The organism is Bacteroides acidifaciens (genome assembly GCF_903181435.1).
GTDB lineage: Bacteria > Bacteroidota > Bacteroidia > Bacteroidales > Bacteroidaceae > Bacteroides.
This window is the reverse complement of the sequence record NZ_CAEUHO010000001.1, coordinates 2465891-2479129: the sequence shown is the minus strand read 5'-3', so window position 1 is coordinate 2479129 and position 13239 is coordinate 2465891. Positions and strand designations below refer to the sequence as shown.

The following is a 13239-nucleotide window of genomic DNA, read 5'->3' as shown; positions in this document are numbered from 1 at the left end:
CCACTCTCAAAAAATCAATTCATGAACATTGAAAGTTAAGATAAATATGAAGGAGAAGAAACTTGGTGGTCGCCCTAAGTTGGCGAACTATCAGAAACGTACCAAATGTTTTCGGGTAATGTTTACCGAAAACGACTACATTTATATCCAATCCAAAGCGGAACAGGCTGGATTGTCTGTCAATGAATTTTGCCATCAGGCAGCAATGGATTGTCAAGTCTGTCAGCGCATCAGCCCTGAAATGGTATCGGCTATTCGTGACCTTTCCGGTATCGCCAATAATGTCAATCAGATTGCCCATCAGATGCACACTTATGGTTTGGAAGCAGTCAAACAACAATGCTTCTCAATCATATCAGAAGTCAGTAGAATTATCACTCAAGTAAAGAACAATAGCCATGATAGCTAAGATTAAAACAAGAGCGGATTTCGGAGGAATAGTGAATTATGCCAATGACCAAAAGAACAAGAAGAAATGTGCCATACTTTTAGCACACGAAGGTGTCTGTGTCATCAGTAATAAAACCATAGCTGATTCTTTTCAGATACAAGCGTCCATGCGCCCGAAAGTAAAAAGTCCGGTGAAACACGTATCACTTGCTTTCTCTTCGCAGGACATTAACCGTTTCCCCGATAACGAAGAAGGAGATGCGCTGATGGCAGAGATTGCCAAGAAATGGATGGAACAAATGGGGATTCGCAATACTCAATATATCATAGCCCGACATCACGACACGAAACATCCTCATTGTCATTTGGTATTTAACCGGATAGACAATGATGGCAATCTCATTTCTGACAGCAATGAAAGAATACACAATGCCAAAGTATGTCGAACTTTGACAAAAGAGTATGGACTATACTTTGCTCCTAAAAATAGTAAAGCCCGAAACAAGAGCCGTTTGCGCCCTTATCAATTACGGAAGTATAATCTACGTTCTGCAACTCTTGATGCACTGGCTGTATCTCGTTCATGGAATGATTTTCTTGGCATTCTCAAAGGTCAGGGTATAGATATACGCTTTAATCATACAGATAACCCTGATAAAATTCGTGGCATATCATTCTGTCAAAATGAATATAGTATAGCCGGTTCTAAACTTGACCGTGATTTAAGTTTTAACAGTCTTTGTGCTACATTGGGCAATGTGGCAGCGGAACTGGTTGTTCAACCTCATCAAGCCATAACTTCCGGTGGAGGTGGAGGAACAAGTAATAAACTGGGATGGCGAGACGATAAAAATAAGGATAACCAAAGAAACGCCCCTTTTTATAAACCCTCAAAACGTAGAAGATAATGAAAGAAGATGTAGTAGCAGCAAATCTTGCAAATTTGCGCCAAAGTATTAACGAGCTTAAAGAGTGTATTGAAAAACAGAATACTACAGCCCCTAAACTAGAGCAATCTGTAAAAGTGGACTTTGATGAAAAGACCATTTATAATGGAGTCGCCAAAAGTTTCTGTGCTTGCTGGAATGAAGCCTTGTCTGTGGTAAAACAACATGTCTGGAAACAGCAACCGGACACTTTACCATTTTCACTGTGGTTCCCGAAACTCATTGAATTATTCAAGCAGAAGTCTAAATTTCTTGAATACCTTTATAGACACGTTTGCGATTACAATCTCAATCGTATGGCTATTGAGGCAAATACCGAAAGCATATTAAAACGGCAGGATGAGATATTTGCCAAAATCAATGAGTTGAAAAATCCAGTAACGGTTATTCCACCCAATATCAATGGGATGTTTATACGTGGCTATCATATAAAGCTCCGATATGTTGTAGTCTTTATTGTCATCATTGTTACGTGGGCTGTTACTGCGTCGGTTAGTAGCGTGAAGTATAAGGAAGAATCCTTTGCACATTATTCGATGTATCGGGCGGTGAAGGAACAGTATCAGTACTTGATAGAAAAAGTAGGAATAGAGTTAAAAAGAAATATGGAATAGTCATCGGAGAAAATAAGCAATAGTTCTTTATTGTTGCTTATTTCTTCCATAAGTCACTTCTGGTTCTGCTGCCACAAGTGTACTGTCAGTATCAGGTAACTCGTATGTTTTTATTTTCCTGTCTTCAAGAAAAATATGGTTCAATGTATAAGCTAACGATTCAAGTGTTTGTATCTGGACTTTTGGTTTTAGTTGGCACTCCCAAATCGTGATACAATGCCAGCCCATGGCAGCAAGCTGGCATTGTTCTTTTTTATCTCGTTCTTTATTCCTTTCTATCTTGTTTGACCAAAATTCAATATTGGTTTTAGGTAAGCGGAAATATTTGCAATTATCATGACCATGCCAAAAGCAGCCGTTCACAAAAATGACCGTCCGGTATTTGCGAAGTACCAAATCGGGATGACCGGGAAGACGAGGATGATTTAGCCGATAGCGGAAGCCACGGCTAAAAAGGAATTTTCGCACCAGCATTTCGGGTTTCGTATTCCTTCCTTTTATAGCGGACATACAACGATGGCGTTGCTCTTTAGTCAATTTATCCATTATTAACCTAACTCCTGTTTATAATAATTTTTATTTTGAAAAGGTTGTCATATATATTGGTAATTTCATTTTTAATTTCGGTTAAACGTGATTCGCTATATCTGATTTTTCCTGATTTAACTATAATGTCTGGAGTTTCGGTTTGAACAACTGGTGTTTCTGTTAATAATGGCTTTAGAGATTTAAAGCTGATCTCCAAATCTTTTTCTGTCTTTTTTAGCGTAGAATTTTTACTTAGATGAATACTATGTTCGTCAATTCTCTTGAAAAATTTATATCTTGTTTTATTTGCGTTGGAATAAGAGTTTACAATACTTACATATAAAGTTCCGGAAGACTCAATGTCTTTTTCTATCCCTGTTAAAAAAGTTTCAAGTTGATTTATTTGATTCAAAAATAAATCTTTTTCAATTCGGTCATCTTGTACTTCTTTTTCTAATACTTTGGCTATAAATATAGCGCATCCAACTGTCACAAACAGGGAAATAGCGTCAATGATTGATATTTCTTTTGATAAAACAAAATACCCCCAATTTAGGAATTTGCCAAAGCAAACCCCAACGCTGAAAATTGTAATCCATAAAATATATTTAGCAATGTTTCTCTTGTTCATACGCATCATTAATATATAACATTATTTCTTCGATATAATCCGGTTCTTCTATAGATATAAGCCTAAGAGTTTGCTTAATATTTTCATATTCAATATGGTCTTCTCGGATTAATCCCCCAAATGATTCTTCCAAAAATGAGGTTCCTAAACCTGCTGTTCCATCAAGATCTACCGTAAGTGTCTCATGCTTGTTTATAGCTTCCTTCAACTTAGGTAACAATACTCTTTTCCTGAATTCTTGTCCTGAAAAATCACCTTCAATAGGATATCTTGCTCCCGGAATTCTACTAAAATCTGTTGCTATTTTAATTTTCATATCTAAATTATTTATTTAAATGTATATTATTGTAATTTAACTCCCAATAAATGAACGTGCCCTTGAATGATGTATTCAGATTGGTCTTTCTTTGATTTTCATATTCTACTTTTGCATTATTTGTAATTACAACAACTCTAGAAATTTTATTCTCTCTACAGGCATTGAAAAGACACGGAAGTCCTTTCCCGCGATAATACTTTTTTGTAGAAGTATTTTGTATTTTACTTGAGGTTTCATGTATGTTTCCATTTAAAAGTAACATTAGCAAATCCGAGTTGTTTTCAGGACTAAAGATTTGTTTTATACGTGGAATTATATTGAAAAATTTTCCTCTCTGATCATTAGTTAAACTATTTATAATTCCCACTCCATAATCAATAAAGGAAAAATATGCTTTTTTGTTTTCTTTATCATATTGGACTGTTGTCCACCAATGATGTTCTCCTTTATTTTTATATGAAGCGTGATTATTCGTATTTTGCATGAGTTCTATAAATACCCTTTGTAAGCCTGGGCATCTTCTTTCTTCTCCCCAAATTAAAGAAGATATTTCCGAAATAATATTGTCCGAAAGTGCCGTATCTACAATTTTATTGGCATGTGTAAGAACTTTATTTCTGCATATTTCGTATCTTGTTCCTAAGTTAATATTCTTTCTGTATAATTCATGGAAAAAGCCAGAGTCAACTAGGCGTTTATTTGCGCTTTGATTTTTAGGAAAATTTCCATTGAAATCTACGTGAGCCGATTTAAATTTTATCATTATAGACAGAAGAACAACAATAGCACCTTGGGCTATTTGTTCTACCTTGGCAAGATTCACAAAAACTTTCTTTTGGGCTTCTAGACATTCCTCTAGTTTTGCAATGAAGAGCAATGATTCTTCGGTATTTTCAGTCAATGAAAAATTTTCTGGTGCCACAATTTTTTTATATCCTTCAAATTGTCTATTTATTCGATCAGACATTTGTTGGGCTTTATTTTTTCCATTGCGTGCTTTATTTTTACGCCTACGAATATCTCTAAATCTTTTTTTTAATTTAGCCATTTTTTTTGCATGATTCTGCAAAATGCGTTTTTTGATATCTTTTTTCCCTTTGGTTTTCATCTGCTTACTAATGATTGAATAATTAATACTATATCAAGTCCTATTTTTCACCCACTCATCTATTTTTTCAAATGAGGTATCAATAAAAATATAATTAATCATTTTATGAATATCTATCTGTCGATAATCCTCAAACAACTTACGGCTGAAATGCAATTCAAATGCTAAACGCATATCATCTGTAGCATTTTCGCCTTCTATTTGTTTTGCCTCTTTCCCTGTTATAGTCCTTATACGGACAATCTCATAGATATCGCGAACACCTTCTCCTTTTATATAAGGAATAAAGTAGTGAAGATTGTGCAGAGATATAGTTGTAGGAAATTTAGGTCCTGTATAGTATAAGGTGGCATTACCGTCAAGGAAGCTTTGTGTATATCCAGGACGTGAACTGTTGCCTACTAAACCAACAAGAAGGCGATTGGGCACTTGCAATAATGCGCCTTTCTGCGGTATTACATTCGATATGGTTTCATAAGATTTATTCCGAATAAGTTCTTCGATAAATTGCTCCAAAAGCATTCGGTTATAAGTGTCTTTTGGGCGAAGTGGGAATGCACCGATATTCACTTCGTCTATAGTCTTACGGAACTTCGATACAGCAACATCGGTTGGCTCGCCATCACCCGGGAACAAAATATAACCACCTATCACTTCCTTTTTCAAAGTATTCGATTGATAGTCTTTATAATAGATGGCATCTCGGTATCTGTGCATCTGGTTGATGGCGTCTTCCGGTGGAACGTCCACACCATTTTTATCCTTTCCATCAATACGATATTTCGCATCAAACAGATAAGTCATTTTCATTCCTTCTTGCAAATCGTTCTTAGTCAGTTGCAGGACTATGTCCGGCTTTTGTGGCACTGTGCGTACCACAAGATCTTTCATTCCAATGTCACTATTCCCCTTGTCTGTGTTCTTTGGATTATAGACTAATTCAGCCAGTTCCACATTATCTTTCTTGAAAAGGATACGGGAATGTTCTCCTTTGCCCAAATCCCATGTAAATAGGCCATTCATTTCCATACGGTTTTTATGGTCTATATCTTCATCGGACAAATGCAGTTTTTCTTTTACTATGTGGCTCACTTCTATGAAACACCATATCTCGTAGAGTGTCGCTATATCTTTGGTTTGCAAACGGTATATGCCATCATTCAGAGAATAGGAGCGGCGAAGCAGGCTCCACGTGCGATATACCTGACTGTAGCTGGTAGCTTTCTGCAAAACCAAACTTTCCTGATTCATTCCTTTGTAATTTCCTACTGTACGGAAGAAGGGATTTCGCTGCAAGTGTTTCAATGTAGCCAATGTGGCTTGCATGTCATCCTTCATCACATCCGAAGCATTCTTTACCGCTTCTATGCGCTTCTTCAAGACTGCGTATTTATCCGTAATTTGTCCAAGAGCGAATTTCAAGAACCTGTTTTCCTGCGTGTCATTTGTTCGGACGCGTTCTTCTACACGATATAAGTGAGAGCTGTCCTGTCTGTGTTCTGCCAATTCGTTTTCTATGCAAGAGGGGACAAATGTCAGTTTATCGGCACGTTTGTAAGTCTCTTTTCCGTGTAACTGATGTCTTGGGCGGTCAATGATGTTTTTGCAGGCCTTGATGAATTTCTTTTGCTCATTGGCAAATACGCTCCACCAGATTATTTCCGGGGTCTCTCCGCTTGCATCGGGCGAAAAGCCATGAAAGGTTCTTCGCATATAGTCGAGCGAAAGCATTCTGTACTCTTGTTCAATATCCTCTATAATGGCTTTCCAATGCTCGTGATAGTTGAGCTTTGTGCTCAACACTTCAAAAGAGAAGACAAAACTGCGGGTTTCTGCTCCCACTTGATACATGAGTTGTATTTCGCTGCGACCAACCTCATTGCCATAATTCAAGAAACCTGCCAATATCTGTCTGCGAAAAGTGAATTTTTCATTTTCACTCTGGAGAGTGGAGCCAAACTTAGCCTTTTTCACATAGTTCTTGAATTCCACCCAAATAGGATAATCGGTGTTGTCGAAAAATATGGCAGGAGCTTGTTGGCTGTTTTCAATCGTAATTTCTTCTCCAATATAGTTGCTCAGGATAACAGATGATACGCCTTCTGACCAAGAATAAGTGGAGTGTAAGCATTCTTCTCCAATATTACTCTTGGCTTTATACCAAATGTCATCGAATTTTGCGCATTCGACAATCATTTCAAAATCCTGATGCTTTATGGTGAGCAGTTCCATTGTCCTTTGCAAATATCTGATTGTTTTTAGCTCCAGAAACTTGTATAGCCGGATGACAACCGTTCTTGCATTTCTTTCAACTTGGCTATGGAAACGGATTCTATTTTCTTATCTTCTCCGGTCAATGCCAACAACTGCGCTTCGATAGTAGTAATCAGTCTTTCAAGAAGTGAATGCTTGACTTTTGTATCATCACCTTCTATTCGTGACAAGATTTTCATGCTTGTTATCTCATCCAATGCGGTTGCTATGACCTCATCTTCACTGAACTCGTGTCCGTTTTCATCCATATTGTAAGGCAAATTGTTTACCACATAAAGCAGGAATTCGTTTCGCGTGCGGTAGGCAACTTTGAACGGAGTGCCGTTAAGGACATCATTCACAGCTTGCAAATAGGTCAATACCTTATTACAAACATCCTCGTTATCTGCATATACATCCACACCTTCTACAGCTGTACCGATAAGCATATCGCTATTCAGCTTACCAATACGTTCATATTTGCTGTCCAATCCGGCATACAAATCCACTTCATTCATTTCTATAGTCATGGCACGGTCAAGTACCTTACGGGAAAAAGAGAAGGTTGTTTCATCCATATTTACCGTACCCACTACAATTAGATTTTGTGGAATGGTGATGCCTTCTTCCAAAAAGCGATTCCTTAATGCTTCATTATCTCCTGTCAGTTCGGCAGTCAATACTCGATACCAATCTTCTGTGCTTTTCTTCAGTATAGGGTCTGTTACAATCGTACCGTCTTCACTGCTTTTACGAGATTCTATTATGCTGAGAAATTCCGCAAAGTATTGTTCCACAGGAGCAAGGTTCATCTCATCCAAGCAAAGGAAATAAGGAGTGTCCAGGTTTTCCCAAGCCCGTGTGATGAATCTTAAGAAATCGCCAATTACATATATGGGACTTCCGCTGACACGACTCACATATCCCATTAATTCCGTAGAGTCATGCCAATTAGGTTTTACCTGAATCATCTCAAAGTTTTTTGGCTTCTGAGCCTTGTATTCAGCGGAATTTTCGTACCAATATGCACGGGCTAGTTCACGGACAATACGGCTTTTACCTGTACCGGATATGCCAGCTAACAAAAGGAAAGGCTTGGTCTTGATGGCGGTAATGATGTCTATATATTTATATACTCGCTCGTCTGTTGAACTCTTATTGGTAGATAGATATTCAAGTAATTCTTTTGTTAAAGGTGTTATTTCTCCTGCTGTGTGAGGATGTGTCGGAATCCATACCAAATGTTTTCTTCCTTTGGAAAAATGAGTATAAAATTCCGATGTGTGAGCAAATAAGCCCTCCCATGCAGAACGGGCACTTCCTGAACCATTCCAAACAGATTCTATATGTAAAGGCTTGTTTTCAACAACCTTATTTACAAACATGCGGAGATTTTCCGTTGTTATATTGGCACTTTTTGTAGAACCTTTTTCCGTATCAACTTTTGTTGCTGATATGTATTTTTCAACATGATCAACACTGTCAAGCTGGATTTTGTTTGTTCCAGCTTTTACATAATCCAAATTAACCCCTTTGGGTAATTCATCGATTAAGTTTAAGAAGTGTTCTAAAGTCAAAGCCATAAACTAATTATTTATGTGATTAATATAGTCATTAATAGAGTTTGCTATGCCGTTAGCTAAAACGAAAGGAACTCCGTTCCCAACTGTTTTAAAGGCATCTGTTAGTGATACATCTTGTGGTAGAATAAAATTTGCGGGCAATGATTGAATAGCCAATGATTCCGCTACAGATATTCTTCGAGGCAGGAAAGGATGTATATGAACCTCATTATTCCCATAAGCGGCTGTTGGTGAATATCGCCATCTGTGTAGGCGTTTATAACATTTCTTTTCCACATCGCCTTCTTCTTTTGTCCTAAATCTTACGATTCCCGCACGTGGTTGGAAATACATATTGGCATTGGGATGATGTGTCACATCATTTTCCGTCCACCAATGTTGTATGGTCAAGTCTTCTATAATACCATTAGGCATAAGCATAGGAGTATTTTCTTGATAGGGAGATTTATTGGGCCAGGGAAGATTCTTTATTTCTTTCAAGTTATATCTTTTATGCGCTTCCCAAGGAAAATTCATTAAGACCCCGTTATCCGCTTGAAGATGTAGCCTATTAACAGCGTCTTGGTGAAATCCTATTAATATAATTCTATCTCTATCTTGTGCCGCTCCAAATTCCAAGGAGTTGACAAGTTGTTCTGTTAGAGAATATCCATGTGCTCTAAATTGCTGTTTCAATTCTTCAAAAAACTGTCTATGTCTTGCAGTTCTATATAGTCCTTTAACATTTTCAAAAAGGAAAAAATCCGGGAGTGCTGTACAAATTAGTTGCGCATACGTTCCAGATAGCTTACCATTTTCTCCATCACGTCCTCTATTTTTTCCTGCTACAGAAAAATCGGGACATGGAGGGCCTCCAATAAAACCGGTAAGTTCTTCTTCTTTCGATTCTTCTACCCAATCTATAAGTCTTTGAAGCCTGTCTCCATGCTCTCCATTAATATATTCAGTTATATCTTCTATATGATGACCGTATTTGGGTTCCTGCAATCCCATATTTTGTCTTGCATAACGATAAATACGATCAAAAGCTTCGTGAAATTCATTTACGAAAACAATATTATAATCACCTTGTAATTCGAATCCTAAATCCAAAAAACCAGCACCTGCAAAAAATGAAAATATGTTCATTAGTTATTTTATTCTTTTATTGACCAAAGTAAATCTTTCACATCTACATCTAAACATTCAGCAATCTTGACCAATGTTTCCAAGTTCGGCTGCATGGTGTTAGTACACCATTTCGAAACAGTCCCCGGATCTTTTCCCAACTGCTCTGCTAGCCATTTATTGGTGCGTTTCTTTTCTGCAAGAACCACCTTTAAACGATTTATGTCTTTATTCATACGTTCTATGACATGTTTTAAATACAAAGGTAATCATTATAATCGAGACTTTTTTCTATTCATAATAGTTTTCTAACAAATATGTGTTGAAAAGCAACTTTATATTGGAATATACTTCAATGATGTATGTTGGAAAATTTACTTAGATTGATTTTCCTTTTCCCTTCTTTCCTTAACTTTTTCCAATCCCGGCATCTTTTTAGCCAATGCACTTTCCCCAGCAGGAAAATAGAGAGGAAAGACTTGAAATAAGAAACTGACAATGTCATTGCGCTTCTTGCCCATGTTGAAAAAAGCAGAGCAGATAAAATACATAAGCTCTTGTTGGCTACAAGTGTCTTGTTGTATGACTATTGAAGGAGCTACTATTAGGTCATGTTCTGCAAATGCGTAAGCGCTTGCAAGAATGGATTTCTGTTCTTCTTCAGTGAACATTTTGATTTTTTCAGCTAACCATTCAAGTTCTTCTCTTTGAAGTGCTTGTTGTTTTTCATTTTGGTGTTCCAGTAAAATAGATACTTTTTCTTGTTCTTTTTCTGTTAAGGCATTTTCCAGTGCCTGGTTTTTTCGTTTAAGAACGTTGAATTTCAGCAAAGCAGCAATGTACATACAGAAATATCCTACTGCAATATCGAATATTAGGACAAGCAGATAATTGTTACTTGAGTTTTGTGTGTCACCAGCCATATACTCACTAATAGGGATAACAGCTAATAGCATAATAATGGCTATTGCATAAAGTACTCTGTATCGTGTTTTATGGTTTACCTGCGGTAAAGAGGCAAACAAAAAGGCGATAATCAAAACGGCAATTATTGCACCGAGTGGTATGAAAGGTGTTCCCATAGGTTTATTGCTCAGTTTGAGGATTAATAACAATACGCCAATAGCCAGCCTTATCAGAACCTTCATGAGCCAAAATTCCCATATCCCTAAGGCTCTTGATGTTTTTCTCTATAGCGCGTTTAGTTACACCAACCTTATTAGCCATATTATCGGCTGTGATTGATGGGTCGGAAATAACAAGATCAATAATTTTTTGTGCGGTTTTATTGATCTTCTTCGGCGTTTTCGATGTGTTTCCTAACTTATCTGCATTTACACCGAACTTTTCGACCGAACTTTCTTCGTTTACACCGAACTTTTCGACCGAACCATTTACTCTGTCGGCTACTTCCTCAACAGGTATTTTTCCGTTCTCACCCCAGTTCAAATTATAGAACGTGGTGTAGAAAGAAGTCGCTTCCGTTTGATATTGTGGTTCTTTGCCAGGCAGGAAATTGGGCAGTTTCTCTGTGAGTTCCCGCATTTTTCGTAAACCAGAGCCACGTTTCTCCATATAGTCCAATTGCGTAAACATATCCGCAATAACAGGGTTACGACGCATGGACGGCACTTTGTATATGTCACGGTCTTGGATTTGCGTACCGTCAAGCATCGCACCGGGTGATACTAATTCTACTCGGTCATCATAGATGTCAATGTGTACTTCACCACCCATAACGGTATAATCTCTATGAATAAGGTGATTTACCAATCCTTCAAAGATAGCACGGTCAGAGTAGTCGGGTAGATTAAGGCGATAGTTGGGCATCTTCACCCAGCCACTCATAGTATAGTTCTTGAAGAAGTCCATACCATATTTTAAGAGCAACACAAGATTAGCCCGATGTTCCACGGAACTGATAGCATCATCCTTGTAGAGTCCCGTCCAACGGGTACAGAAGATGCGAGATTGGAATACGGTGCAATTATCTACAAACAATAGTCCGGCATTGGTTAGTTTACCGTCAGGAGTAACCAGTCCGAATGATTCCAAATATTTGTCATTCCATTCCTGATGAGTTTGCTCATGGAAAGTATTGGCAAGGATGATGAAAGAATGTTTGCTGGCATTCACTTGGGTAGGCAATGAATCCCATGTCATGTGTGTGCCTTTCAACACCAATGAAAGAAGTTGTTGCGAATTGCACTCCACGCTTTCATTGCCAACTCGTACATATGCGGTACGTGTTCCATCTTGATAGTAATAATAAGGTGTAAGTGTTCCAGCTTTTACTTTCACTTCAAGTAAGGTATGTCCTTCGTGCTCTATCGGAATAAGTTGAACTTCCGGCACAGGGTCAAGTCGCGCCTTTATCATTTCACTGATAAAATCAGCATCGGCTTGTGGATTCTCCAAACCAACAATTACTCCGTCATCGTTCACTCCATAGAACAAACTGCCACCATCCGTATTGGCAAAAGCCGACACGGATTTGAGCCACGACTTTACTTTCTTGCGTTCCAACATTTCTTTGAAATCGTAAGCTGAGCATTCCGCTATCAATGTATTGGTATGTATCTGCATAGTTTCCTTATTGTAGTTTGGGTATAATCTCCCAATATGATGTACAAACATACGAAAAATCTCAGGAATAAATGAATAAAAAGGGAGAAATGGCACTGAATGGCTTATTAATAAAGCGTTTGCGGTGACAGACGAAGCCACGGAGAAAAAGGTAAAACGCAAAGAAAAGTGGAATACAGAAGCAGTTAGGTTTTCAAATCATTACCCGCCCGAAGGGCAGTTTTAACAGTTACTGTGACGATTGCTCCGCCTCGCTTAGGTTTGTCTATTAAGGACTAACTCGTTGATTATTAGTTTTGAAATAGAAAACGAGTATGAGCAGAAGCACATTCAAGGTACTGTTCTATGCGAACGGCAGCAAAGAGAAAAAAGGAATTGTCCCTATCATAAGAAGGGTAACAATTAATGGAACTGTATCGCAGTTCAGTTGCAATGTAACATCCCGAAAGAACTTTGGGATGCTAAAGGGAACAAGGCTAAAGGGAAATGCAAGGAAGCCAGAGAGATTAATCTTGTCTTGGATAATATCAAGGCACAAATCATCAAGCACTACTAGTGCATATCCGACCGTGAAGCGTATATAACCTCAGAAATGGGCAATGCCTATCAAGGTATGGGTAGCGACTATGAAACACTGCTCAAAGCCTTCGATAAAGATTGCGCCAACTTCATGAAACGAGCGGGTAAAGACCGCACCATTAGAATGTACAAGGTAATGCTAAGGGCAAGAAATAATGTCGCAGCTTTCATCAAGGCATTCTATAAGCGAAATGATATGGTCATGTTGGAACTTACGCCTGACTTTATCAAGGAGTTTGCTGCTTATCTTACAACCGAACATAATTTGAAGAACGCCACGATATGGCTCAACTATATGTGGCTGAAAAGTGTGGTGATGCGTGCGCATTATAACGGGCTGATACCGAGAAATCCGTTTGCAGAGTTCCATATCAGTCTGAACGTAAAAGAACGTGAGTATCTGACAGAAGATGAGATAAAGGTCATCATGACACATGAGTTTGAAATCCATCGCTTGCATTTGTTCGAGACTTATTCGTGTTTGCCTGCTTCACTGCACTCAGTTTCGTGGATATGAAGGAACTGACAACGGATGAAATCATAGAGGTGAACGGCGAGAAATGGATAGTTGGCAACCGACAATGAACGGATTTT

At 38.1% G+C, this 13239-nt stretch carries 13 protein-coding genes and 1 pseudogene; 4 read left to right on the top strand and 10 right to left on the bottom strand.

What is annotated here, in order from left to right:
• Positions 1-46 precede the first annotated feature (46 nt).
• Genes CLIN57ABFB40_RS10425 through CLIN57ABFB40_RS10415 form a run of 3 tightly spaced genes read left to right on the top strand, consistent with a single transcriptional unit; the run spans position 47 to position 1951 of the window.
• Positions 47-409, top strand: coding sequence for a MobC family plasmid mobilization relaxosome protein (locus CLIN57ABFB40_RS10425; protein WP_175629990.1), 363 nt, complete (start codon positions 47-49; stop codon positions 407-409).
• Positions 399-1298: a relaxase/mobilization nuclease domain-containing protein gene (locus tag CLIN57ABFB40_RS10420; protein WP_175629989.1), complete on the top strand. Its 900-nt coding sequence runs from the start codon at positions 399-401 to the stop codon at positions 1296-1298. Before CLIN57ABFB40_RS10425 ends, CLIN57ABFB40_RS10420 begins: the two co-directional genes overlap by 11 nt.
• Positions 1298-1951, top strand: coding sequence for a hypothetical protein (locus CLIN57ABFB40_RS10415; RefSeq protein WP_175629988.1), 654 nt, complete (start codon positions 1298-1300; stop codon positions 1949-1951). Before CLIN57ABFB40_RS10420 ends, CLIN57ABFB40_RS10415 begins: the two co-directional genes overlap by 1 nt.
• Positions 1952-1978: 27 nt before the next feature.
• On the opposite strand, the gene CLIN57ABFB40_RS10410 is transcribed toward CLIN57ABFB40_RS10415, so the two are convergent.
• The 10 genes from CLIN57ABFB40_RS10410 to CLIN57ABFB40_RS10365 form a co-directional block, all read right to left on the bottom strand.
• Complete coding sequence (locus CLIN57ABFB40_RS10410) at positions 1979-2497, bottom strand: very short patch repair endonuclease (protein ID WP_175629987.1); 519 nt, start codon at positions 2495-2497, stop codon at positions 1979-1981.
• Between the two features lie 7 nt (positions 2498-2504).
• Positions 2505-3110: a hypothetical protein gene (locus tag CLIN57ABFB40_RS10405; protein ID WP_254871736.1), complete on the bottom strand. Its 606-nt coding sequence runs from the start codon at positions 3108-3110 to the stop codon at positions 2505-2507.
• The gene (locus CLIN57ABFB40_RS10400; protein WP_175629986.1) at positions 3088-3426 is read right to left on the bottom strand and encodes an STAS-like domain-containing protein; all 339 of its coding nucleotides are present in this window, start codon (positions 3424-3426) and stop codon (positions 3088-3090) included. Before CLIN57ABFB40_RS10400 ends, CLIN57ABFB40_RS10405 begins: the two co-directional genes overlap by 23 nt.
• Positions 3427-3433: 7 nt before the next feature.
• On the bottom strand, positions 3434-4537 hold the full coding sequence (locus CLIN57ABFB40_RS10395; protein ID WP_175629985.1) for a hypothetical protein: 1104 nt from the start codon (positions 4535-4537) through the stop codon (positions 3434-3436).
• A 33-nt stretch (positions 4538-4570) separates the two neighbouring features.
• Positions 4571-6769, bottom strand: a complete 2199-nt coding sequence (locus CLIN57ABFB40_RS10390) for a DUF2357 domain-containing protein (protein ID WP_175629984.1) — start codon at positions 6767-6769, stop codon at positions 4571-4573.
• Positions 6770-6795: 26 nt separating this feature from the next.
• Positions 6796-8373, bottom strand: a complete 1578-nt coding sequence (locus tag CLIN57ABFB40_RS10385; RefSeq protein ID WP_254871735.1) for an McrB family protein — start codon at positions 8371-8373, stop codon at positions 6796-6798.
• 3 nt (positions 8374-8376) lie between these two features.
• The gene (locus CLIN57ABFB40_RS10380) at positions 8377-9501 is read right to left on the bottom strand and encodes a DNA cytosine methyltransferase (RefSeq protein ID WP_175629983.1); all 1125 of its coding nucleotides are present in this window, start codon (positions 9499-9501) and stop codon (positions 8377-8379) included.
• 8 nt (positions 9502-9509) lie between these two features.
• Positions 9510-9716, bottom strand: coding sequence for a helix-turn-helix transcriptional regulator (locus CLIN57ABFB40_RS10375; RefSeq protein ID WP_032595260.1), 207 nt, complete (start codon positions 9714-9716; stop codon positions 9510-9512).
• A gap of 138 nt (positions 9717-9854) precedes the next feature.
• On the bottom strand, positions 9855-10562 hold the full coding sequence (locus CLIN57ABFB40_RS10370) for a hypothetical protein (protein ID WP_099146268.1): 708 nt from the start codon (positions 10560-10562) through the stop codon (positions 9855-9857).
• 4 nt (positions 10563-10566) lie between these two features.
• Positions 10567-12066 (bottom strand): RNA-binding domain-containing protein, encoded by a 1500-nt coding sequence (locus CLIN57ABFB40_RS10365; RefSeq protein ID WP_032595111.1) that lies wholly within the window; start codon positions 12064-12066, stop codon positions 10567-10569.
• Between the two features lie 314 nt (positions 12067-12380).
• On the opposite strand from CLIN57ABFB40_RS10365, the pseudogene CLIN57ABFB40_RS10360 reads away from it, so the two are divergent.
• Positions 12381-13224, top strand: a pseudogene (locus CLIN57ABFB40_RS10360) (phage integrase SAM-like domain-containing protein); the annotation flags it as partial.
• Between the last annotated feature and the right edge of the window lie 15 nt (positions 13225-13239).